The sequence below is a fragment of the Pseudomonas sp. CCI1.1 genome (genome assembly GCF_034348165.1).
Taxonomy (GTDB): domain Bacteria; phylum Pseudomonadota; class Gammaproteobacteria; order Pseudomonadales; family Pseudomonadaceae; genus Aquipseudomonas; species Aquipseudomonas paracarnis.
Genome location: NZ_CP133780.1, coordinates 109,212 through 132,266 on the forward strand (window position 1 = coordinate 109,212; position 23,055 = coordinate 132,266).

The 23,055-nt window shown below is 60.1% G+C and carries 20 protein-coding genes and 4 tRNA genes; 12 read left to right on the top strand and 12 right to left on the bottom strand.

Features of this window, described 5'->3' with window-relative positions; genetic code table 11:
* The first annotated feature begins 14 nt into the window (after positions 1 to 14).
* A complete protein-coding gene (locus tag RHM69_RS30970; protein WP_370706333.1) occupies positions 15 to 857 on the top strand; it encodes a methyl-accepting chemotaxis protein in 843 nt (280 codons plus the stop codon).
* Positions 858 to 893: 36 nt separating this feature from the next.
* On the opposite strand, the gene RHM69_RS00510 is transcribed toward RHM69_RS30970, so the two are convergent.
* Together RHM69_RS00510 and RHM69_RS00515 are read right to left on the bottom strand one after the other, a co-directional pair.
* Complete coding sequence (locus tag RHM69_RS00510; protein WP_019816694.1) at positions 894 to 1,706, bottom strand: alpha/beta fold hydrolase; 813 nt, start codon at positions 1,704 to 1,706, stop codon at positions 894 to 896.
* 309 nt (positions 1,707 to 2,015) lie between these two features.
* Entirely contained in the window at positions 2,016 to 2,786 is a 771-nt protein-coding gene (locus RHM69_RS00515; protein ID WP_032872063.1) for a hypothetical protein, read from the bottom strand.
* Positions 2,787 to 3,145: 359 nt separating this feature from the next.
* Here RHM69_RS00515 and RHM69_RS00520 point away from each other — a divergent pair.
* From RHM69_RS00520 to RHM69_RS00535, 4 genes are all read left to right on the top strand, one after another.
* A tRNA-Glu gene (locus tag RHM69_RS00520) sits at positions 3,146 to 3,221 on the top strand.
* Positions 3,222 to 3,224: 3 nt separating this feature from the next.
* A tRNA-Gly gene (locus RHM69_RS00525) sits at positions 3,225 to 3,300 on the top strand.
* 105 nt (positions 3,301 to 3,405) lie between these two features.
* Positions 3,406 to 3,481 (top strand) — tRNA-Glu (locus tag RHM69_RS00530).
* Positions 3,482 to 3,484: 3 nt separating this feature from the next.
* Positions 3,485 to 3,560: transfer RNA gene (locus tag RHM69_RS00535), tRNA-Gly, on the top strand.
* Positions 3,561 to 3,639: 79 nt separating this feature from the next.
* Here the strand turns inward: RHM69_RS00535 and RHM69_RS00540 are convergent.
* Positions 3,640 to 4,431, bottom strand: coding sequence for a helix-turn-helix transcriptional regulator (locus RHM69_RS00540; RefSeq protein ID WP_282377374.1), 792 nt, complete (start codon positions 4,429 to 4,431; stop codon positions 3,640 to 3,642).
* 137 nt (positions 4,432 to 4,568) lie between these two features.
* Here RHM69_RS00540 and RHM69_RS00545 point away from each other — a divergent pair, with 137 nt between their 5' ends.
* The 3 genes from RHM69_RS00545 (at position 4,569) to gltS (ending at position 7,364) form a co-directional block, all read left to right on the top strand.
* Entirely contained in the window at positions 4,569 to 5,672 is a 1,104-nt protein-coding gene (locus tag RHM69_RS00545; protein ID WP_282377375.1) for a polyamine ABC transporter substrate-binding protein, read from the top strand.
* Between the two features lie 28 nt (positions 5,673 to 5,700).
* Positions 5,701 to 5,988, top strand: coding sequence for a hypothetical protein (locus RHM69_RS00550; protein WP_014717765.1), 288 nt, complete (start codon positions 5,701 to 5,703; stop codon positions 5,986 to 5,988).
* 164 nt (positions 5,989 to 6,152) lie between these two features.
* Positions 6,153 to 7,364, top strand: coding sequence for a sodium/glutamate symporter (gltS, locus tag RHM69_RS00555; RefSeq protein WP_014717766.1), 1,212 nt, complete (start codon positions 6,153 to 6,155; stop codon positions 7,362 to 7,364).
* Between the two features lie 5 nt (positions 7,365 to 7,369).
* Here gltS and RHM69_RS00560 read toward each other — a convergent pair whose 3' ends face one another.
* A complete protein-coding gene (locus tag RHM69_RS00560) occupies positions 7,370 to 8,860 on the bottom strand; it encodes a PLP-dependent aminotransferase family protein (RefSeq protein WP_019816690.1) in 1,491 nt (496 codons plus the stop codon).
* 77 nt (positions 8,861 to 8,937) lie between these two features.
* Here RHM69_RS00560 and RHM69_RS00565 point away from each other — a divergent pair, with 77 nt between their 5' ends.
* On the top strand, positions 8,938 to 10,599 hold the full coding sequence (locus tag RHM69_RS00565; RefSeq protein WP_102666697.1) for a M24 family metallopeptidase: 1,662 nt from the start codon (positions 8,938 to 8,940) through the stop codon (positions 10,597 to 10,599).
* Between the two features lie 536 nt (positions 10,600 to 11,135).
* On the opposite strand, the gene RHM69_RS00570 is transcribed toward RHM69_RS00565, so the two are convergent.
* From RHM69_RS00570 to RHM69_RS00595, 6 genes are all read right to left on the bottom strand, one after another.
* Positions 11,136 to 12,875 (bottom strand): dipeptidase, encoded by a 1,740-nt coding sequence (locus RHM69_RS00570; RefSeq protein WP_014717769.1) that lies wholly within the window; start codon positions 12,873 to 12,875, stop codon positions 11,136 to 11,138.
* Positions 12,876 to 12,970: 95 nt separating this feature from the next.
* Positions 12,971 to 14,188, bottom strand: a complete 1,218-nt coding sequence (locus RHM69_RS00575) for a phospholipase D-like domain-containing protein (RefSeq protein ID WP_014717770.1) — start codon at positions 14,186 to 14,188, stop codon at positions 12,971 to 12,973.
* Between the two features lie 56 nt (positions 14,189 to 14,244).
* Positions 14,245 to 14,892, bottom strand: a complete 648-nt coding sequence (locus RHM69_RS00580; protein WP_003190096.1) for a MotA/TolQ/ExbB proton channel family protein — start codon at positions 14,890 to 14,892, stop codon at positions 14,245 to 14,247.
* Between the two features lie 25 nt (positions 14,893 to 14,917).
* Positions 14,918 to 17,203, bottom strand: a complete 2,286-nt coding sequence (locus tag RHM69_RS00585; protein ID WP_014717772.1) for a TonB-dependent receptor — start codon at positions 17,201 to 17,203, stop codon at positions 14,918 to 14,920.
* Positions 17,204 to 17,227: 24 nt separating this feature from the next.
* The gene (locus RHM69_RS00590; protein WP_102666698.1) at positions 17,228 to 17,956 is read right to left on the bottom strand and encodes an energy transducer TonB family protein; all 729 of its coding nucleotides are present in this window, start codon (positions 17,954 to 17,956) and stop codon (positions 17,228 to 17,230) included.
* A 2-nt stretch (positions 17,957 to 17,958) separates the two neighbouring features.
* Positions 17,959 to 18,366 carry an ExbD/TolR family protein gene (locus RHM69_RS00595; RefSeq protein WP_014717774.1) on the bottom strand — a complete coding sequence of 136 codons (408 nt, stop codon included), beginning with the start codon at positions 18,364 to 18,366 and terminating at the stop codon, positions 17,959 to 17,961.
* 190 nt (positions 18,367 to 18,556) lie between these two features.
* Between RHM69_RS00595 and RHM69_RS00600 the strand changes: the two genes are divergently transcribed.
* Both RHM69_RS00600 and RHM69_RS00605 read left to right on the top strand, forming a co-directional pair.
* Positions 18,557 to 19,111: a GNAT family N-acetyltransferase gene (locus RHM69_RS00600; protein WP_014717775.1), complete on the top strand. Its 555-nt coding sequence runs from the start codon at positions 18,557 to 18,559 to the stop codon at positions 19,109 to 19,111.
* A complete protein-coding gene (locus tag RHM69_RS00605; protein ID WP_106111810.1) occupies positions 19,108 to 20,682 on the top strand; it encodes an alkaline phosphatase D family protein in 1,575 nt (524 codons plus the stop codon). Before RHM69_RS00600 ends, RHM69_RS00605 begins: the two co-directional genes overlap by 4 nt.
* A 138-nt stretch (positions 20,683 to 20,820) precedes the next feature.
* Here the strand turns inward: RHM69_RS00605 and RHM69_RS00610 are convergent, their stop codons facing one another.
* On the bottom strand, positions 20,821 to 21,465 hold the full coding sequence (locus RHM69_RS00610) for a hypothetical protein (protein ID WP_073453079.1): 645 nt from the start codon (positions 21,463 to 21,465) through the stop codon (positions 20,821 to 20,823).
* 89 nt (positions 21,466 to 21,554) lie between these two features.
* Here RHM69_RS00610 and RHM69_RS00615 point away from each other — a divergent pair, with 89 nt between their 5' ends.
* Complete coding sequence (locus RHM69_RS00615) at positions 21,555 to 22,487, top strand: LysR family transcriptional regulator (protein ID WP_014717778.1); 933 nt, start codon at positions 21,555 to 21,557, stop codon at positions 22,485 to 22,487.
* Between the two features lie 139 nt (positions 22,488 to 22,626).
* Here RHM69_RS00615 and RHM69_RS00620 read toward each other — a convergent pair whose 3' ends face one another.
* The gene (locus tag RHM69_RS00620) at positions 22,627 to 23,034 is read right to left on the bottom strand and encodes a PA2817 family protein (protein WP_003190109.1); all 408 of its coding nucleotides are present in this window, start codon (positions 23,032 to 23,034) and stop codon (positions 22,627 to 22,629) included.
* Between the last annotated feature and the right edge of the window lie 21 nt (positions 23,035 to 23,055).

Genomic DNA, 23,055 nt, shown 5'->3' on the forward strand with positions numbered 1-23,055 from the left:
ATAGCTTGAGCCAGATGGTCAGCGGGTTGCAGGCGGGGATCGAACAGCTCGCCAGCTCCGCGCATTCATTGTCCAGCGTCACCGAGCAAACCACTGCCGAAGTCAGCAACCAGAAGGACGAAACCGAGCAAGTCGCCACGGCGATGAACCAGATGACCGCCACGGTGCACGATGTGGCACGCAATGCCGAGCAGGCGGCCCAAGCCGCGCAGACCGCGGATGCCAAAGTCGATAGCGGCCAACAGGTGGTACGCATGAGCCTTCAGCGTATCGAATTGCTGGCGACGTCGAGCAACAGTGCCAGCGCCAGCATCGAAAGCCTCAGCGCGCAAATCCAGAATATAGGTACCGTCTTGAGCGTGATCCAGAGCGTGGCCGAACAGACCAACTTGCTGGCTTTGAACGCTGCGATTGAGGCGGCGCGTGCCGGTGAGCAGGGGCGTGGCTTTGCGGTGGTGGCCGATGAAGTGCGGGCACTGGCCAAGCGCACCCAACAATCGACCGAGGAAATCGAACGGCTGGTCAGCACGCTGCGCAGTGCGGCGCAGTCCTCGGTGCAGCAGATCCAGCAGAGTGGCGAGCTGGTGAAACTGGCGGTCAGTGATGCACTGGAGACCGAAGGGGCCTTGGGCAGCATTGCGGCGGCTGTTTCATTGATCCAGCAGATGAACCAACAGATCGCCGCCGCCGCCGAGGAGCAAAGCTCGGTGGCCGAAGAGATCAACCGCAGTGTCACCAGTATTCGGGCGAGTGCCGATCATTCTGCGTTGAGCATGCAAGGCAATGCCGCCTCGAGCATCCAGTTGGCGCAGTTGGGCGCGCAACTCAAGGGGATGGTGGGGCATTTCCGCCTTTGATCGCAGCGTAGACGCTGCGATCTGAGGGCAGGGCGATCAGGCGTGGTTGGCGAGGAAGGTCAGCAGCGCCTCGTTGACGAAATCCGGGTTCTCGCGGCTGGAGATATGCCCGGCTTCGGGGATCAGGATCAGGCTGCAACCGATCAGGTCGGCCATTTCCTCGGACTCGGCGGGTGGCCGGGGTTTGTCCTGCTCGCCGCACATCACCAGGGTGGTGTCGGAGTCCAATGCAGGTAAGTGCGCCAAGATGTCTTTGCGGCTGAAGATCAGGCGGCCCAGTGGCACGATACTGTCCAGCAAGCGTTCTTTGGGGAAGCCTTGCAGTGACTGGCGAAAGTCCTGGTACAGCGCGGATTCGCGGTCGATGTTCGGGCGGAAGAAGATCGGTGCGATCACATCCAGCAACGGTTCGGGGATCGCCCCGGCGTCTTCAATCATCTTGAACAGCGAGAAATAGTACTGGCGCGTTGCTTCGGGTTCAGCCCCTAGGTAGGTGTCCATCAGCACCACGCTGTTGATGCGCTCGGGAGCCAGCAGCGCCAGGCGTGCGCCCCACATGCCGCCGACCGAGAGCCCCACCAGGTTGGCTTGCTCGATGCTCAGGTGATCCAGCAGCGCCAGGGCCTGGCGGGCGAGGTCATCCAGGGAATGGGTGTTTGCTGGCAACGGCCCGGACTCACCGTGGCCCCACAACTCGGGGACGATCACGCGGTATTGCCGCGACAGCGCTTCAATCTGCGGCGCCCACATGTCGCTGGCCCACAGGTAACTCGAACCCAGTAGCACGACGGGGCCGGCGCCCTGGTCGATATAGTGCAGCGGTTGTCCATCAATCACGGCGACAGGCATAACAGGCCTCTAGTTTCACGGAGTGAGGGGCACTTTTTTACGCTAGTCGGGGGCGGGGGGATAGGGTCATATTAATGGCATGTGGCAGAATCGGATTTTCCTTAGCGGCCCCATTGTGGGAGCTGGCTTGCCTGCGATAAAGGCCTGCCAGCCGATGCTGATCTACCTGACACCCCACCATCGAACTGTGTGCGGGCTTGCTCGCGAAAGCGGCGGGTCAGTCAACATCAATCCTTGCTGAGCCGACGTCGTCGCCGGCAAGCCCCACCTTTGACCTTCGTTGCTTTGAGCATTGCGCTCGCGTTGCCATCAATCGTAAATAGCTTTCTTCTTCCACTCGGCGTCAGCGTCAACAACTTTCAAGCCCTCGGTCAGCTCGTTGACTTCGTCCTCGGCAGGCTGGCTGTTAGTCAGCACTGTGGAGTTGGCGCGCGCCAGTTGGGACTCCAGCAGTTGCAACTGGGCGCTGTAGAGCACCGGCTCCGGCTGTTTGCGCAGGTACTGCACGCCGCGTTCGAACGCCAGGCGTGCCTGGCCGGGTTGGCCTTGCAGCAGGGCGTGCTGGCCGAGGTTGTTGAAAAACTCGATGTGCAGCAGCACCAGGATATGACGGATTTCCTTGATCCAGTGCTTGGCTTCGTTGGTCGGCAGGAAGCCATCCTGCGCGGCGCGGGTGACTTGGCCGTGCAGGGCTTCGAGCAGGAAGCGCACGTCCTTGGCCTTGGCCTCGGTCTGGATCGGTGCCGGTGGGTTGGCCACCGGAATCGATTCGCCTTGGGCGATCAGCGCATTCAGTTCGGTGATACGCGCCTTGAGCGGTGTGCTGGACTTGTTGAGATTCAACAGGCGCTGGTTGACGTTCAGTTCCAGGCGAGCCAGCAACAGCTTGAGCGCTGGGGTCATCAGTTGGCCGGGGAAGGTCTCGGTAATTTCACCGCAGCGACGCAGCCGATCGTTAAGCTCGATCTCGGTACGCTTCTTTTCCAGCTTGTTGTTTTCCACCACGTGGTTCATGTAGCCAATGGCGATCAGTATTACGATCCCGGCTATTACCAGCAGGGTGATCATGAGTGGTGTCACTGGTGTGACCTCTTTAATAGGGTTTGCTGTGGAGTGTAGTGACTGGGTCATCCGGCGGATAGGACCGATCGACCAGTTGCCCAGGTGATTTCTTCTATATAAGTAGGCGTTCCCTGAATGGATGCACATTGCCATCATTTGCCTGGGTGAACTATAGCGTCTTGTCGAACGCCAGAATATAGGCGTCAAGGCTCGGACGGTGCCAATGCCCGCGAAGGCCGTGAAACCATGGCGAAGTCATTGATTTAAATAAATTTATCCTTGGGGGTTGACGACCTTTCAATCCATCCATAGAATGCGCGCCACTTACAGCGTAAAGCACACAGCGAAACGCGGTAGGGAGTGAATGTTGTACGTGTGTCCCCTTCGTCTAGTGGCCTAGGACACCGCCCTTTCACGGCGGTAACAGGGGTTCGAGTCCCCTAGGGGACGCCATATGCGGGAATAGCTCAGTTGGTAGAGCACGACCTTGCCAAGGTCGGGGTCGCGAGTTCGAGTCTCGTTTCCCGCTCCAATTTACAAGCAGTGTGGCCTTCGGGCGGCATTGAGTGAAACCAGGACCAAGTCTTCGGACAAGGCCTCTGGGCACTGGAACACACACCATGTGTTTCAGTAGCGTGTCCCCTTCGTCTAGTGGCCTAGGACACCGCCCTTTCACGGCGGTAACAGGGGTTCGAGTCCCCTAGGGGACGCCATTTGCGGGAATAGCTCAGTTGGTAGAGCACGACCTTGCCAAGGTCGGGGTCGCGAGTTCGAGTCTCGTTTCCCGCTCCATATTTAACGAAAACGCCGATCAGTGATGATCGGCGTTTTTGTTTGTGCGCAATTTACTTCGCCAGCGCACCGCCCCCGTTCAAAGCGTCGAAGGAATCTCCTGCCGTGGCATAAAAAACCGCGCAAACAGTTCGGACTGCGATTTGATATTCAGCTTGCTGTAGATGTTGCGGCGGTGAACCTTGATGGTTTCCGTCGACAGCGACAGCTTGCCGGCGATCTCTTTGTTGGAGAACCCACTGAGCAGTAACTTGAGTACGTCCTTTTCACGTGCCGTTACTTGTGCTTCCAACTGAGTAAGTGCCTCAGCCCATGGGGCCGGCTCGGCAAGATTTTTTGCCGGGTCAGTTTCAAAGCCCATGCGTTGATGCATCATTGCCGTTACCCACGGCTTGATCATGTCCAATACCGTTATCTGCGCCTGGGTGAATCGCAGGTTGCTGCCAAACGACATGCACAGCGTTGTACCGGCATCGAGCCTTACATTGTATTGCGCCTCATCGACCGAGATGTATTGCGCGAAATATTGCTGGTAGTACTCGGTTTCCCGGAAGTGTTCCGGCGCAATGTCGAGCAGATGGAAGAACCCGCTCTGTGGGTTTTCTCGATCAGCGATATAAAACGGGTCCAGCAGATACAGGCCTTTCACATAGCGGTGAATAAAGGCGCCGATTTCTTCGCTGTCTGCTACTTCGGGCAGGCTGATCACACGCACTGCGTGGTCGCCAAAAACCAGCACCACCCAATTGTCTATCTGCACATATTCATTCAATACGCGAATCAACGAACTCCAGAACTCAGGGCGATTGAGCTGCATGATCAGTTTTCCAACCGATCGGTGCCAAGCCAGGCTATGAAGGTCAAGCGACATGTTCTACCCCTTTAGGGTTAGGGCTTTGCAGGCCAGAGCTAAGTACTTGTAGGTATTTACTATTCGCCGAGGCTCGGTATATTCACCCCGAGCTTACGATAGCCATGAGGGCGCGTCGTGTGGACAGGGATAGTCATATGAGTCGAGCACACTTGCGAGCTATTTTTTTAGCTTCGCTTATGGGCGCTGCAATCAGCACGCCCGCAGCCGCCGCTGAATCTTCGGTGTATCTGTATAACTGGTTCGGGTTTCTTGAACCGCAGACGCCCAAGCAATTCCAGCAGGAGACCGGCATCAAGCTGCATATGGATGCTTTCGACAGCGCCGAAATCATGCAGAGCAAGGTCATGGCTGGGCGCACCGGCTATGACCTGGTGGTGGCCACCTCCAATGTATTGCCGGGCTTGATCAAGGCCGGGGTGCTGGAGCCGCTGGACCGCGCGCAGTTGAGTAACCTTTCGCACATCGACCCTGACATCCTCTCCCTGCTGGCGGTCAATGACCCCGGTAACCGCTACGCCGTGCCCTATGTCTGGGGCACCACCGGCATTGGCTACGACGTGGATAAAGTCAAGGCGGCGCTGGGCGATGACGCCCCGGTGGACAGCTGGGACCTGATCTTCAAAGAAGAAAACATCAGCAAGCTCAAGTCTTGTGGCGTGGCCATGCTCGACTCCCCCAGCGAGATCATTTCCATTGCCCTGCACTACCTGGGGCTGCCCAGCAACAGCACTGATCCCGAGGATTACCAGAAGGCCCAGGCGCTGTTGTTGAAAATCCGTCCCTATGTGCTCTATTTCGATTCGTCCAGAATCGACACCGACCTGGCGGACGGCAATATCTGTGCAGTCGTCGGCTGGGCCAATGGTGCCCTGGCGGCGCAGGCGATTAATGAAAAGTCCAACAGTGGCCGCAAGATTGCCTACAGCCTGCCGCGCGAAGGCGCCTTGGTCTGGTCTGAAAACTGGGTGTTGCTCAAGGACGCTCGCCACCCAAAGGCAGCTCTGGCGTTCATCAACTACATGCTGCGGCCACAGGTGATAGCCAAGACATCCAACTACATGCTCTATCCCAACGCCAATAAAGACGCCACTGAGTTCGTCGAACAAAAGTTGCGGGATAACCCTTGGATCTATCCCGATAAAAAGACCATGGCCACACTGGTTCCGCTTGAGCCCTTGCCGCTGAAGGCGGAGCGCATTCGCACACGGGTCTGGACCAAGGTCAAAAGCGGTACGTGACGGGGACGAGGTCGGGGAGGGAGACAGCATGCGCCAGGGTGGTGATCAGCGCTATTTAGAGTCGGACGACTACAAGGCCTACAAAGAGATTGAAGAGCAGATCGGCCTGTGTACGCCAGAACAGGCCTGGGCCATGTACTACGTTTCGACGGGCATGGTGCGGGAAAATATTACCCTGGCGGTGATGGAGCACATTGGCCGGGGTAATCGTGCCCTGTTGCTTGAGTTTCCAGATCTGGTGCGAGTCGCAGGGCGTGACGCTGAGCCGGGTGAGATCGCCTCAAACTGGCCTCTGCTGCGAAGGCGTCGTCGATAAGTCTACTGTGCGTATCTCTGGATGGGCGAGGTGCAGGCGGTTGTAGGTTATTATTGTGAAGCTTGTAGGGAAAGTCTGTGTTTTTTGTAGGGTGGATGCCTTTTCGCCCTGTGCTCTCTACTCTGGCCACCCATTCTCCTTGTCCACTTCAGAGAACTGACCGGATGCTTCAACTCGATTTCTATTCAACCCTCGTTGCCGCTTCACTGGTGCTATTGCTGGGGCGCGGGCTTGTGGCTCGCATCGGCTTCTTACGTACCTACAACATTCCGGAACCCGTAGCCGGTGGCCTGTTGGTCGCCATGCTGCTCCTGGCGTTGCGCGGGTTTGCCGATATCGAAGTACGCTTCGATCCTTCATTGCAAACCCCCTTGATGCTGGCGTTCTTTGCCACCATCGGTTTGAACGCCGATTTTGCCAGCCTGAAGAAAGGCGGGCGGATCCTGGCGGTGTTTCTGCTGGTGGTAACGGGCTTGCTGGTGGTGCAAAACGCCATGGGTATCGCGCTGGCCTCGGCGCTCGGGCTTGACCCATTGATGGGCCTGCTTGCGGGTTCGGTGACTCTGTCCGGTGGGCATGGCACCGGTGCGGCCTGGGGCGCGGTGTTCAGTGAGCAGTATGGCGTGGCGTCTGCGTCTGAACTGGCGATTGCCTCGGCGACCTTTGGCCTGGTGCTCGGTGGCCTGATCGGCGGGCCCGTGGCGCGTTTTCTGATCAAGCGGGTCGAGGTGCCAGGTATTGGGCAACCGCAGTCGAGCCTGGCCAAGGGGTTCGAACAACCGAATGAAGAGCGCCTGATCACCGCGTTTTCGTTTATCGAGACCCTGGCGCTGGTGGCGATCAGTCTGCAGGGCGGCAACTTGTTGAATGCCGCCATCCAAGGCACCGCGTTCGAATTGCCGACGTTCGTGTGCGTATTGTTCGTCGGTGTGGTGCTGCGCAATGGGCTGTCGATGCTCGGCTGGCATCAGGTGTTCGAGCGCGAAGTCTCGGTGCTGGGCAATGTCAGTTTGTCGTTGTTCCTGGCGATGGCGCTGATGTCACTCAAGCTCTGGGACTTGGCGGCACTGGCTTTGCCGATTGTCATTCTGCTGGCCGCACAGGCATTGCTGATGGCGCTGTTCGCGATTTTCGTGACGTTCCGGGTGATGGGCCGCAACTACGATGCGGCGGTGCTGGCGGCAGGACATTGCGGCTTCGGGCTTGGCGCAACGCCCACGGCGATTGCCAATATGCAGGCGGTAACGCAGCGCTTCGGGCCCTCGCAGATCGCGTTTCTGGTGGTGCCGATGGTGGGCGCGTTCTTCATCGATATCGCCAATGCGGTGGTGATCAAATTGTATCTGGCGCTGCCGTTCCTGGGGGCCGCTGGGTAAGTTTTTCAACGCCTGCCTACGGCGTTCATCGCCTGGGCCAGGCGCCGCGTGGCTTGCTGGATTTCATCCCGGTCGAGGGAGGCAAAGCCCAGGCGCAGCGCGTTTACCGGCTGGTCGTTGGGTGAAAACTGACGACCGCTGCGCACCACGACGCCGTGGTCCAATGCGGCGCTTGCCAACTTATCGACGTCTATTTCTTCCTCGAAACGTACCCATAGCGCCAAGCCCCCCTCGGGTTCGCGCACCTGTATGCGAGCGCCAAACGCCTGGTCCAGGCAGTCCTGCAGCACGGATCGGCGCGCCCGATATTCTTTCGACACGCGGCGCACATGCTTCTTCAACTCCCCGTCATTGATCAGGTCTGCCAGCATGGCTTGAGCGACCGCGTCGGCATCGCCCAACATCAGCGCGGCATTGCGCTGCAGGGCTTCAATCACAGAGGTGGGCGCGACGATATAGCTGCAGCGGAACGTCGAGCCCAGCACTTTGGACAACGAGCCGATATACAGCACATGGCGTTGGGCGCGGTCACTGGCCAGCGGTAGGTAAGGGCGGCCACTGAAATGATATTCGTGGTCGTAGTCCTCTTCGATAATGCACAAGTCATGCAGCGCGGCCAACGCCAGCAAGTGTTGCCGGCGGGCGGCATGCAGGCTCACGGTGGTGGGGAACTGGTGATGGGGCGTGAGGTAAATCATGCGCACCTTGTGCTCACGGCATAAGCGCTCGACCTGGTCGGTGCGGCAACCTTCATCGTCGATGTCGACCGTGACCAACTGAGCCCCGAGCTGACGGAAAATTTCCCAGGCCGGTGGGTAGCTCAAGCGTTCCACCAGTACCACGTCGCCGGGCTTGAGCAGCAGGCTGGCGCTCAGGTACAGGGACATCTGGGTGCCCTGGGTCAGGCAGATATTTTCGGCAGTGACCGTCAGCCCACGGTTGTTACGCAGCATCTCGGCCAGGGCACAGCGCAAATGATAGCCGGTGCCCTCACTCCCGTAACGCACGGTATTGGAGGCGAAACTGTTGCGCAATGCATGGCGATAGTAACGGTGCAAAACGGCCTGGGGCAGCAGGCGGTGGTCGCTGGTGCCGTTGTCGAAAAACAGCGCGCCGTGTCGATGCTCAAGCGCGACCACTTGGGCGTTATGGGTGAAATAGGGTACCGCTGGTTGGTGCAGTAACTGCGGTGCGAAAGACGGTTGTGTAACGCTGGGCAGTTGCGTGGGTGTCAACTGCGCATTGACGAAGGTGCCACGGCGCGGCTCGCTGATCAGCCAGCCCTTGGTCATGGCTTCTTCGTAGGCCAGGATCACCGTCTTGCGGTTGACGTCGAGCAAGTGTGCCATTTCCCGCGTGCCCGGCAGTAACGTCCCGGGCGGCAGGCGGCCTTCGAGGATGGCATTGACCAAGCCTTCGGCGATTTTGCGGTAAGTCGCCTGGCTTGCACCTTCTTCAAGCCGGAGCAGTGGACGCCATTTACGCATCTGGACCATCTGAAGTATCCAAATCTGGAGGTTTTAATGGGCCTAGTCTAGCGCAACAATCAAGCCTTACTTATCCCGAGGTCTTTATGAATAAACGTCATGTCATCGAACTGTCGCCCTCGGGGAAAACCTTTGAAGCGGGCGATGAACTCTTGCTCGACGCCATGCTCGCCAGCGGCTTGGCCGTGCCGTTCTCCTGCCGCCGTGGCGCCTGCGGTTCGTGCAAGGTGGTGGTCGCCGAAGGTGCGTACCGGGCCAAGCGCCTTGCGCCGGGTGCGCCGGCGCCTTCTTATCCTCTGGCAGCCAATGAAATGTTGTTATGCCAGAGCCACGCCTGCGGCGACATGCGCCTGCGTATTCCCGGCTGGTCGCTGGATACGCCCGCGCTGGTAGTGGCGGCGCAAGTGCATAGCAAGCGTGCGCTGGGCCCCGATGTGATCGAGTTGGTATTGATACCCGAAAGCCCAGTGGCGGTGCGGCCTGGTCAATACCTCAAGTTCCGCCTGGCGGACGGTGACACGCGCTGCTTTTCGGTTGCCAACCTGCCCGCCGATGATGAAGGGCGGTTGATCTTCCAGATTCGAAGGGTGAGTGGCGGGTACTTTTCCGAGGGTATCCTGGGTGATCTCGGCGCGGGTGAGCGTCTTCACGTGGAAGGGCCGTTTGGTGCCTGTACCTGGCAGGACGATGAGGCGGCGCCCGTGGTCCTATTTGCCACGGGCACTGGTTACGCGGGCATCAAGCCTATCCTGCTGACCGCGCTCAAGCGCGATGTCGAAGTGACGTTGTATTGGGGTGGCGCGCAATCGGCGGACTTTTATGACAGCGCCTTCCTCGACCACGCGATGCTTGAGCATCCCCGTTTTCGCTGGCATCCCGTGCGGTCATCAGAGGGCAGGGTGCAGGAGGTTGCATCGGGTCACGGGCATCGCTGGGAGCAGGTCCAGGTGTATGCGTGCGGTAATGGTGCAATGCTCAGCCAGGTGCGCACCCATTGCCTTGAAGCGGGGTTGGCTAGCCACCGGTTTATCGCGGAGGCGTTTGTTGCCAGTGGTCGGTCAAGTGCGGAAACGGTTTCCCTGTCGTTCGACCCGGTCTGGGAGAAAGTCGGCCCGCGTTATTCCTTGGACGGCATGTTGGCTGCGCGGGAAAAATCCATGCGTGCCCTGGGGGCCATTGCCAGCCAGTTGAAGATCGGCATGACCACCGGCGAGGCCCTTGAGATGGCCGCAAGGCAACTGCAGGCCATGGGCGCTTCGCACACCTGGCATCCGACCTACATTCGTTTTGGCGCCGACACTGTGCGCCCGCCGCGCGAGGGTGTTTGTCGTCAGCGCAGGCTGCGCGCTAATGACATTGCCGTGGTCGATCTTGGCCCGGTGTGGGATGGCTACGAAGGGGACTATGGCGATACGTTTGTGTTCGGCGATGCGCCGTTGCACCAGGCCTGCAAAACGGCCGTGCACGAAGTGTTTGATGAAACACGCCAGGCGTGGCTGCGTGGCCTGACTGGGCGTGAACTCTACGACTTCGCCGAGCAGAGCGCCCTGTCCAAAGGCTGGAGATTGGCACGCAACCTGGCAGGGCACCGCCTTGCAGATTTCCCCCATGCGTTGTTCGAGAGCAAAGTGTTGGCTGACCTGGAGATCCCACCGAGTGAAATGGCCTGGGTGCTGGAAATACAGCTGTGCCATCCCACGGAGCCGGTCGGTGGTTTCTTTGAAGACATGCTGATGTTGCAAGGCTGATGTTGCCAAGTTGTGCTTGGCGCGATAGCCCTGCAAAGCGAGATCTCACCCACACCGCCGATCTCCTGTGGGAGCTGTCGAGCTTTAGCGAGGCTGCGAAAGCGGTGGTTCAGGCGCTGAAGAGGGTGCCTGTGCCGCCGCCATCGCAGCCTCGCCGGGGCTCGACAGCTCCCACATTGGGGCGGTGTTGTTGTCGGGAGTTGTGCTTGGCTCGATGGCCCTGCAAGGCGGGATTCCACATACACAGCCGATCCCCTGTGGGAGCTGTCGAGCTTTAGCGAGGCTGCGATAGCGGTGGTTCAGGCGATGAAGAGGTTGACTGTGCCGGCGCCATCGCAGCCTCGCCGGGGCTCGACAGCTCCCACATTGGGGCGGTGTTGTTGTCGGGAGTTGTGTTTGGCTCGATGGCCCTGCAAAGCGTGATTCCACATACGCCGATCTCCCGAGCTTTAGCGAGGCTGCGAAAGCGGTGGTTCAGGCGCTAAAGAAGTTGCCTGTACCGCCGCCATCGCAGCCTCGCTGGGGCTTCAACTGGGTCAGAGCTTCGGCAATTGCCCGACGCGGCCCATCATTTCGGTGACGATCTGCAGGTCCAGCAAGAACTGTTCAACCGTCTTGAACTCACTGTCAGTGTGCCCGGTGTACTTCTCTTCCGGGCGGGCCAGGCCGAATTGCACGCCGTTGGGCAGGTCGTGCACCGAGGTTGCGCCGGCCGAGGTGCCGAACTTGTGCGCCATGCCCAGGTTTTCAGTGGCCACTGCCAGCAAGGCTTTTACCCATTCCCCTTCAGGGTTGCGGTACATCGGCGTGTCCAGCGAGTAAGTGAAGCTCACGTTGACCTTGGCGTTCTTGTCCCAGGTGTTCAGCTTCTGCTCGATTTGCGCCTTGAGCGCCTCCGGGGTTTTACCTTTCGGTGCGCGCAGGTTCACGGCCAGTTTGAAGGCTTTGTCATCCTGCCCCACAAACGTCAGCGAGGTGGTCAACGGCCCCATGAAATCATCCGCGTAGCCCACACCCAATTTGCCGCCCAGGTAATCCAGGCCCCAGTTGTCGGCGGCATACCGCGCGGCATCGGTGATGTGGTTGTGCTGGAGGGCGACCTTGCCGTCGAGGCTGTGGATCAGGTCCAGCATACGCGCCACCGGGTTGACCCCGGTTTCAGGCTCGGAGGAGTGAGCGGATACGCCGGTAACCGTGAGTTTGACGTCCTTGCCATCGACCTTGGCCGTCACCTGGAAATTGCCACCATTGCGCTTGGCATAGTCGTCACCGGCCTGTTGCAAGCTGGCGGCCAATTCGGCTGGCGTATCGCTGACCAGCGTGGCCACCGAGGCCGATGGAATCTGGTTGTTCGCCTTGCCGCCGGTCATCGCGATGATTTGCGCGCCTTTGCCTTCGCCCTTGCGCACCGGGAAGGTGGCCATGACCGTACCCGAGCCTTTCTCGGCGATCACCACCGGGTAACCGCCATCCAGCGCCAGGTTGTATTGCGGCACGGGATTGCGTTCGAAGTAGTAAGGAATGGCATCACCGGCGGTTTCTTCAGTGGTGTCCACCAGCAGCTTGAACGTGCGCGCCAATGGCAGTTTTTCTTCCTTGATGACTTTCATGGCGTACATCGTCACCACGATGCCGTTCTTGTCATCCTCGGTACCGCGGCCATACATGCGGTCGCCAATCAGCGTGACCTTGAACGGGTCGAGTTTGGTACCGTCTTGCAGCACCCAGTTTTCCGGAGTCACGGGCACCACATCGGCATGGGCATGCACACCCACGACGTCATCACCGCTGCCCTCCAGGGAAATTTCGTACACGCGATTATCGACGTTACGGAAGTTCAGGTTGAAGGACTTGGCCAAGGCCTCGATCTTCGCCGCGATCTTGAGGAATTCCGGGTTTTTATACTGTGGCAGGCCGTCCACGTTGAACGTGGGGATTTCCACGAGTTCGCGCAGGGTTTCGAGCGCGGCTTTGCCGTACTTCACGCGGGTATAAATGCCCAGCAGGCGATTGATCTCGTTCTGCTGCTCGGCGCTCAGGGTTTTGTTGCCCAGAAACGCGCTGATAGCAGGGCCGGTGTCAGCCGATTTGCCCAGTTCGCTCTTGGCCAGGGTGCCGAGGAAACTGCGAAAATCGGTGGCCGAGTTCTCGCTGAAATGCTTCAGGATGGCTGCGCTTTGGTCTGCGGTGATGTTTGCGGATGCGGGAGTGGCAACTGCCGACAGGCTCGCGGCGAACAAGGTGGCAGCCACCAGTTTTTTCAGTGGAAAGTGCATGGTTAAAGGCATTCCTTTGCAGGTAGTGAGTAGGAGGTTTCTGACGGAAGAGTCAGAAACATTTCCACACACTACCATTACTCAGGTGCCCAAGGTCAATGCTGGCCAGGATGGGCCGCGGGATACTCCTCCGTCACGCTCAAGGCTCTAGCGTAAGGCCCATCCCACAGTTGTTCATGCAATTGGCCTACGCGCTTGGCCATCGCCTCACTGCGCATCACCACTTCCAGATTGCGCGAATTATCCAGGTAGCCGCCCAACCAATTGCTGGTGCCGACCCACGCCACTTGGCCGTCGATCTCCATGGTTTTGCTGTGGATCACCCGCGCATAAGGGATGAAGCCTTGCTTGGCTTCGGGCAGGGTGACGATCTTGATCTCGACATTGGGCAGTACCGCCAGGCTCTTGAGATAAGGCAGTTCCAGCGGGTCGGTGTTCCAGTTGGATACCATCAGCTTGATCAACACGCCACGGGCAGCAGCAGCGCGCACGGCGTTGTCGATCACCGCGTAGTACGGCCGGGTTCGATCCGGTCCGTAGGACAGCGGCGCGTAGTCGAGCAATTGCACGCGTACTTCTTTTTTGGCTTCGCCCAGCAGGCGCGGCAGTTCCAACTGTGAGTCGCCCACGCCGGGCGGGTTGTAGCGTTGCGGGCTGGCCACCAGGTAGTTGCCGGTACGTGCGGGTGCCGGGCCACTGGCGGGTAGCGGCACCGGTTGTTTACCCGCCAGCGCGGCCTGGGCTTGCCAGTCTTGCTCGAAGATCGCCTGCACCTGGCCCACCACCGTTTCGTCAGTGATGCGCAGCCCGGTTTCGTGGATATGCTCCAGGGCGCGCCAGTCGAAATTCTGACTGCCGACAAACGCCTGCTTGCCATCCACCAGCAGGTACTTGGCGTGGATGATGCCGCCGCTCAGTTGCCCGTAGGGCAGCACGCGCAAGGTCAGGTTGGGAATGGCGCGCAAGCGTTCCAGGGTGGCGGCATCCGACAGCTTGATGCCTTTTTCTTCGAGCAGGAAACGAATCTTCACGCCGCGTTTGCCGGCGGCTTCCAGGTGTTCAAGCACCGTATTCATCACCGAACCAGGGTGGTCCGCGGCATAGAATTGGCCGATATCAATGCGGCTTTTGGCGCCGTCGAACAGCTCGATCCATACCGGGCCGGGCTGGCGCAGATCGTCGGTGCCCAGGGCGGTGTCCACGGGTACGGTATGCACCAGTTCAAAGCCTGGAATGGAAAAGTCCGCCTGGGCCAGCGGACTGAGGAGCAAGCCGGTCAGGCCGGCGATACGCAACTTCATCGAAAGGGACATAAGCGTCTCATCGCACCAAAGGAAAAGGCGAGCGCCCAAGGCGCCCGCCCTGTAGGTCAAGCCGTGCGGCTGTGCAGCGGGGTGGGCACGCGATGGGGCACTTCATCCTGTGCGCGGGCACCGGTGGCGGCGCGGATCAACAGGATCTTCAACTGGTCGTTGATGCGCTCCAGGCTGTCTTGGAAGAAGTTGTGAAACACCACGCAAAACAGTGCGATGGCGATACCTAATCCCGTGGCGAACAACGCCGTCCCGATACCCCCGGAAATCTGCCCTGGGTCCGACACGCCCGCGGTGGCCAGTGCCTTGAAGGTGTCGATGATGCCGAGAATGGTGCCCAGCAGGCCCAGCAGCGGGGCGGCGGTGGTGATGGTCTCGATGATCCACAGGCTGCGGGCCAGTGGGGCGCGCGTCTTCAGGTACTGGGTATCGATTTCGTCGTCCAGGTCTTTGCGCGAACCGTGGGTTGCCTTCTGGGCCAGCACCGGCAAGATCATGTTCAGCGGCAGGCTGTCGCGACGGGTCAGGTTCTCCGGCAGGTCACGCTCGCTGTGCACATTGGCGCCCAGGGCGTCGATCAATGCGCGTGCCTGGCGGCGTACGTAGGCGAAGTAGATACCGCGTTCGATGGCGATGAAGATCGCAATGGCCATCGCCGCGTACATCACATAGAAGGTGACGTCGTGGAGCAGGTTCATATCCATGATGGTGTTCCTCTTGGGGTGAGTCTTAGAAATTCGCTTCCAGCGAAACGGTGACGGTACGGTCCAGGCCGACGATGTACGCCGGGTCGCCATCGCGGAAGCCGCTGTAGCTGGCCGCGTTGGTCTTGGTGGTGTACACGCCGTCCAGGTATTTCTTGTCGAACAGGTTGTCGACGTTCAGGCGCAGGGTCGCGTCCTTGACCACCTTCTTGTCCACCGGCAGGTAAATACCGGCGCCGAGGTTGAACACGGTGCGACCGGAAATCGCCTCGTCGTTGGTCAGGTCGCCGTAGAGCTTGCTGGTGTACTTGCCGCCGAAGGTGCCGTAGAAGCGCCCGTCGTCATAACCGATGTTGGCCGCCAGCATGTTCTTGGGCACGTTGGCGAACTGCTTGCCACTGGTGGGCAGCACGATGGGTTTGCCGGCGTTGTAGACGGTCAGGTCATCCTGCTGCTCGGCCTTGGTGTAGGTGTAGGAGGTGTAGTAATTGAAGTGGTGGGGCAACTGGCCGCTCCACTCCAGCTCCAGGCCTTTGTTGACCACGGAGCCGGCGTTGATGTCGGCAAAGTCGCCGTTGATGTCCCGGGACGACACCTGGCGGTTCTTGAAGTCCATGTAGAACAGGGTGGCGGCCAGGCTCATGTCGTCGCCGCTGTAGCGCCAGCCCAGTTCATGGTTCCAGCTGGTTTCCGGCTCGGCGTCGATCGAGCCGGCGCCTTTGTCGTAGAGCACGTAGTTCTGCGGCACGCGCATGTTGCGCGACACGCTGTAGAACAACTGGTCACGCTCGTCCAGCTGGTATTTCAGGCCGGCGTTGGGCAGCAGTTTGTTGTAGGTCTGGTTACGTTTTTCCGGGCGTTCGTTGAGGCTGCCGTGGTTGGTGCCTTCACGCTCGACGTTCATGTAGGCCAGGCCTGCGATGAAGGTCCAGTCCGGGTTGATGTACCAGGTGTCCTGGGCCCAGACCTTTTGCGCTGGCGTCACGGTGAAACGGTCGCGGCCCTGCACGGTGTTGCCGTTGGCATCGACGATGGCGCTGTTGGAGTCCGGCCAGGTGTCCACTGGCTTGCCGTTGCTCTTGAGCGGAATGAACGGCTGGGTTTGACTCTGGCGTGCGCGCTCGTACCAGTAGCCGAATTGCAGGCTGTGGTCGCCAAGGTCCCAGGTCAGCTTGGTGGTGATACCCGGACGCCAGGTTTGCGTGCGTGAAGGGCGGTAGTACACGCCGCTGTTGGGTGTGCCGTCGGCGTTGTATTGGGCGGCCGTGGGCAGGTTGCCGAGGTCGAACACACCGCCCTGATTGGAGCCACGGTTGAGGGCATAGCTGGATGAACCGACGCCGCTGCCATTGCCCCAGTAGTAATACGGGATCACGGACAGCGCGAGGTTATCGGCCAGTTTGAACTGGGTGTTGAGCACGGCGGTGAAGGTCTGGAACGGGTTCTGCGCCAGGGCGTAATAGCTGTTGTATTTGCCGTTGCTGCCCACGCTGGGGGTGGCAGGGTAAGGGTCGTACTTGCGGCCATATTGCTGGAACTGCGCCTTGGTCAACTGGCTGTAACTGTTGTTGTCCTGCTCGTGGTATTTGAGGATCAGGTTGGCGGTGTTGCCATTGCCGGCGTCGAAAAAACTGTTCCACTCCACCTTGTCCGCGCGTACCGCGCCCGAGCCGCGCCACATTTCACCTTCTGTGTGGGACACCGACAGCCAGTTGCTCAGGCCGTTGATTTCGCCGGTGTTGAGGCGGGCAAAAGTCTTGCGCGTGGCGTTGCTGCCGACGACCTGTTTGACGAAGGCACCGGTTTCCTTGGTCGGGCGAATCGTGACGATGCCAATGTTGCCGCCGCTGGAACCAATGTGCGGGCCGTCGGATTCCGCAGCGCCCTGGGTGACGAAGATCTGGTCGATGTTTTCCGGATCGCCCAGCAGGTTGGAATACAGCGCGTAGTTGCCCGAATCATTGATCGGCATGCCGTCCACCGACATGCCCACCTGGTCGGAGTTCATGCCGCGCATGGTGAAGCGAAAGCCCGACAGGCCAGTGTTGTCTTCACTGGAGATGTTCAAGCCCGGGGTGTACTTGAGCTTGTCGATGGCATTGCCGGTGGCCGCCTGTTTATCCAGTGCTTCCTTGGTTACCGTGGAGCGGCCCTTGATGCTTTCCTCCGGCACCATGTAACCGCCTCCTGCGGTCGCCTTGCCTTGTACCCCAATGGTGCCGACGTCACTGTCGCTGGTCTCTGCCATGACCATTCCCTGGGTCATGCTGGTCGCGGCCACTAGTGCCAGATGAATACGGGTGAACTTCATCACTGTCGTCCTGGTGTCGGGTGCTTATTGCACGCTGTAGTTGAAGGTGGCGGTGAAGCGCTGCTCATTGCGCCCCCCGAAGGCTTGCTCGGGGAACGGTTTGACTTGCTTGATGCGACGCAAGCTATTGGTGGCGGCCCGGTTGAGCAGCATGCTCGAGGCCTGGGTTTGTAAACCCGAGTCGAGGACACGGCCTTGACGGTCTACCAGCAACCACACCACCACCTCGCCGCTCGGGCGTTCGAGGGACGCCTGGCGCCCGGTGGGGTACTGCTTGTAGGTGTCCAGTTCGTTGCGCAAGCCTTTGAGGTAACCGCTTTCCAGGGCCTGGCCATCGACCTTCGGTGGCGCCGGTGGGGCAGGCGTCGGTGCCGCTTGGGTGACGACGGCCGGGGCTGGCTTGGCCGCCACCGGTGGCGGCGCCGGCAGGGGCTTGGCGACCACGGGGGCAGGCTTGGGCACAGGTTTTGGCTTGGGTTCAGGTTTGGGTTTGGGCAGCGGCTTGGGCGGTGGCGGCGGGGGCGCCGGCTCGGTCTCTTCCTCTTCGATCATCGGCGGCGGCGGTTCTTGCTCCACCACCGGTTCCGGTATGACTTGCGGTTCCGGCTCGACCAAGGCCAATTCGACCGCCGACTCGTCATACACCGGCTCGACCTTCAATGTCTGGGACTGGATACCCAGTGCAATCAGCACCAAGGCGATCAGGGCCGGCACACTGCCCAGCAGCTGACGCACGCGAAACAGAACGTACATGGTCAGGACTTACGCGTAGCAATGGACACGGAGGTGAAGCCACCCAGGCGCAGGGTGTCCATCACTTCCACCAGGCGCGAAACCTCCACGCCTTTATCGCTGTTGACGATGATCGTCGACTTGGTATCGGGCTTCTCGGCCGCCTTCAGCGCCGGCACCAGGGCCTCCACCGTCAGGTCCTTGCCGTCCAGTTGCAACTGGCCTTCCAGGCCCAGGGTGAGGATGAATTTGTTTTGCGGCTTGAGCTGCTGCGAACTGCTGGCGCTGGGCAATTGGGTCTTCATGCCGAGCGCGGGAATCACGTTCAGGCTCACCAGTACGAAAAACACCAGCAGGAACATCATCACGTCGATCATCGGGATCAGCTCGATGTGCGCCTTGCGTTTCTTGGGTTCGTCCCAGGTTCTCATTCCGTTACCCCGTCATTGAATTAGGGGCAAAACGCTAACAGCCAAAAATGACCGATTGGTTAACTTTAATTGACCGTTTAGAGGCTCTAGGACGCGTCTTTCAGAAAACTTACCGGTCAGTTTTCGGGCGTAATGAAACTGACACTCGGGGCCTCCATGCTTGAGAAATTTATCTTGAGAGCCGGCTCCCATGCCCACTGCACTGCCTCAATTGACGACCCCGCGACTGCTGTTACGCGCCCTGCATATGCACCAGGCGCAGGTGCTTTTCACGCTTGCCAACGGGCCGAAAATTGCCGACAACACGGCGAACATTCCATCGCCCTACACCCTGGAAACCGCCCAGGATTTTATTGCCGGGGCCGCCGACAAGTACCGCACTGGTGAACTGCTGAACCTGGGGATGCATGTGCGCGGCACCGACGAATTGGTCGGCATGGTCAGCCTGCGCATCAATGCTCGCCATCACTATGGGCACTTGGGTGGCTGGGTGGCGGCGCACTGCCGTAACCAGGGGTATGCGGCAGAAGCGGCGAGCGCGGTGATGGATTTCGGCTTCGAGGCGCTAGGGTTGCAGCGCGTGGGCAGCCAGTGTTTCGCGCGCAACAAGGAATCGGCGCGGGTCATGGAGAAGATCGGCCTGCGCTATGAAGGCTGCATGCACCAGGCGTTCCTGAAGAACGGCGTGTATGAGGACTTGCTCGGGTTTGCCAGCGTGCGTGATGACTGGGAGCGCTGCTTGTGAGCGGCGACGTCGACCACGGCCGACGCCGGGTCCTCGGCGGGTTGGTGGTCGCTACCGCCTTTTCCATCCTCAGCCCGTTTGCGCGCAGTGCCGGGGTGGATTATCCGTTCACCCTCGGCGTGGCTTCCGGCGACCCGTTGCCAGATGGCTTTGTGATCTGGACGCGCCTGGCGCCGTTGTTCAACGCCGCGGATGGCCGTGGCGGCCTGAGTCGCTCGGTGCCGGTGCGCTGGCGGGTGGCCAGCGATGCGGCGATGACGCGCATTGTGAAGCAGGGCGAAGTATTGGCGACGCCGCGTTTCGCTCATGCGGTGCATGTCGAGGTGGCGGGGCTGGCGGCAGATCGGCCGTATTGGTACCAGTTTGAAGGGCTCGGTGCGCAGAGCCCGGTGGGCCAGTCGCGCACGATGCCGCCGTTGCAGGCCATGGCCTCGGCCCGGCTGGGGTTTGTGTCCTGCTCGCACTGGGAACGTGGCTATTTCAGCGCCTACCGACACCTTGCCGCCGAGCAGCCGGACCTGGTGTTTTTCCTCGGTGATTACATCTACGACAGTTCCTATGCTGCGGATTCGGGCAAGGTGTTTCGTTCTCACGGCAGCGGCAATGCGCAAAGCCTGAGTGATTACCGCAACCGCTACGCACTGTACAAGACTGATCCAGACCTGCAGGCCCTGCACGCCGCGGCTCCTAGCGTCGTAACCTGGGACGATCACGAAGTACAGAATGACTACGCCAACCGCTGGTCCCAGGACCCGAAAGTGGCGGTGGCGCAGTTTCTTAAACAACGCGCGGCGGCTTATCAGGCGTTTTACGAACACATGCCCCTGCGTGCCAGCAGCGTGCCGAAGGGGCCGGACATGCGCATTTACCGGCGCCTGGATTACGGCCGGCTTGCGCGTTTCCATGTGCTCGACGGTCGCCAGTACCGTTCCGAGCAACCGTGCATCGCGGCCAATGGCAGCCACCAGGGGCATATTGTCACCGCCCCCTGCAGCGACCTGCGTGACCCTGGCCGCACGTTGCTCGGCTGGCAGCAGGAAGCCTGGCTGGACCAGGGCTTTGCTCAGTCTGGAGCGCAATGGAATGTGATCGCACAAGACCTGCTGGTGGCGCCGCTGATGCAGCGTGACCTCACCAACCATAAGCTTGGCCGCTGGACCGATGGCTGGGATGGCTACATGGCGAACCGCTCACGGATGCTGGCGTCGATCGTGCGCAATCGCGTGAAGAACCCGGTGTTCTGGGGAGGGGATATTCATTCGTTCTGGGCCACCGACCTGCATGCCGACGCAGAAAGGCCGGACTCGGCGGTGGTCGCCACCGAGTTTGTTGGCTCGTCGGTGACCTCCGACGGTCCGCCCTATGACGCGTTCATGAAGATCATGCCGCTCAACCCCCATGTGAAGTTTTTCGACAGTCGCCAGCGTGGGTATGTGTCGGTGGAGTTGGCGGCCAATAGCATGTTGACGAATTTTCGTGCGATCAGTGATCCGCGTGACCCGGCGGCGACGGTGTCGACGTTGAAGTCGTTCATGGTTGAGCCGAGCAGGGCGGGGGCGATTGCCGTGTAGCCTGTTTCTTTGGGGCGATCCAATGTGGGAGGGGGCTTGCCCCCGATAGCGGTGTGTCAGTCACTGCATCTGCTACTGCACTAACGCTTTCGCAGGCAAGCCAGCTCCCACAGGGGAACTGAGCTTAACTGAATGGCATTAAGGCAAGCCTCCTCCCGCATTGATTTCATAGCGCACCGAGAGCGCGCCTTTTTTCTCCGACAACGCCAGGATCGTTACCTGGCCCAGTTCGCTCAGCGCTTGGACATGAGTGCCACCACAGGCGTAAGCCGGTAATTCGCCGAAGCCGACTTCGCGGGTGCCATCTTCCAGCGTCATATAGCGGGGATAGTCGGCGGCGATCCATGTGTTGACCCACTGCTGGAGCGTCTGCGCATCCATGTCTTGCGCGGTCTGGCCACGGATAAAGGTGATCTTGCCTTCGCCGGGCCAGTGGTGAGCCTTGATCGGCATCCAGCCCAGGCGTTCGCCGGCATTGCCAATTAAGTGCCCCGCCGAATGCAGACGAGTGTGCAAGGCGCGCCGCTGTGCGTCGACTCGTGCAGTGGCGGGTCCTGGTTCCAGGGGCTGGTCGACGTAGTGCACCACCTGTTCGGCTTCCTGCACGACCCGCAGTACCTGGCTATCGCCGAGCCAGCCGGTGTCGAACGGCTGGCCGCCGCCTTGGGGATGGAAAATGGTCGACTGCACAATCACGGCGAATTGCTCTTCGTGCGGGGTGCAACTGAGCACTTCCAGCTCGGCCGTCAGGTGGTCGTGGGTAAAAAACAGGCGCTCGGTCATTATTTACATCCGCATCAGGGTTCTGTGGGCAGTATAAATAGTGCGCAGATGGGTGATAATCCGCTCAATTATCAATGGACCTGTGCGTCATGAGCATCAATCTTCCTTTACCGTTATTGGGTGAAATGGCGATTTTCGTCAAGGTCGTGGAAACCGGCAGCTTCTCCGAAGCGGCGCGGCAACTCAGCGTTTCACCTTCGGCGGTGAGCCGCAGCATCTCGCGCCTGGAACAAGCCCTGGCCACGCGCCTGCTGCAACGCACCACGCGCAAGCTGCGCCTGAGCGAGGGCGGCGAGGAGGTGTTCAAGCGTTGCCAGGAGATGGTCAATGCGGCGCGCTCGGTGATGGAAATCAGTGGGCAATTTACCCATGAAGCCGAGGGGCTGGTGCGGGTCAGTGTGCCCAAGGCGGTGGGGCGATTTGTGGTGCACCCGCATATGCCGGAATTTTTGCGGCGCTATCCCAAGGTGGATGTGCAATTGATCCTGGAAGATAGGCATGTGGATTTGATCGACGACAACGTCGACTTGAGCATCCGCATCACCGACAGCCCACCGCCAGGCTTGGTCGGGCGCCAGCTGTTGCCCATCGAACATTTGTTGTGCGCGACGCCGCAATATCTGGCCGAGCACGGTACACCGAGCCATCCCCATGATCTGCTTGGGCACAGTTGCATTTATCTGGGTGAAACACCGGGAGATTCACGCTGGAAGTTTCGCCAGGCTGGCAAGGCGGTAACGGTCGGCGTACGCGGCCGGTATGCGGCGAACCACACCGGGGTGCGGCTGGAGGCGGCGTTGCAGCATGTCGGGATTGCCAGCTTGCCGTATTTCACCGCGCGGCATGCATTGGAAGCGGGGGAGTTGGTGCAGGTGTTGCCGGGGTGGGATTTTATTGCCTCGTACCATGGCGAGGCGTGGCTGCTGCATTCGCCCACACGGTACCTACCGCCGAAGTTGCGGGTGTTTATCGATTATCTGGTGGAGTGCATGGCCAAGGAGCCCACGCTGCGGCGGCGGTAGGAGCGCGGTTGCTCGTTCCCACGCTCTGCGTGGGAATGCCACCTTGGACGCTCCGCGTCCTGCCTTTATGCCTGTGCACGGGTGACGCAGAGCGTCACAGGATAGGTTCCCACGCAGAGCGTAGGAACGAGCATAGTCGTCAGTGTTTGCTCTGGTCCTGAGGCATCGCCAGCAGCTGTTTTTCCTGGTTCCAGTCGAACGGTTCGTCGTTCTGTTCGGCTTCATAGCGACGTTCTTCCAGGGCCTGGTACAGGTCCAGTTCTTCGTCGGGCATGAAGTGCAGGCAGTCGCCGCCAAAGAACCACAGCAGGTCGCGGGGCACCAGGTGGGCGATTTGCGGGTAGCGCAGGATGACCTGGCTCATCAGGTCCTGGCCCAGGTACTGGCTTTCGATCGGGTCGATTGGCAACAGGGCGCGCAGTTCGTCGAAACGCTCCAGGAACAGCGAGTGGCTTTCCTCGGGTACCTGTTCGGCTTCGCCGACGGCAACCAGGATGCTGCGCAAGTGGTCGAGCAAGACGAGATGATCGGCAACGACGTTGGACACGAGATAAGGCCTCTAAAGCAA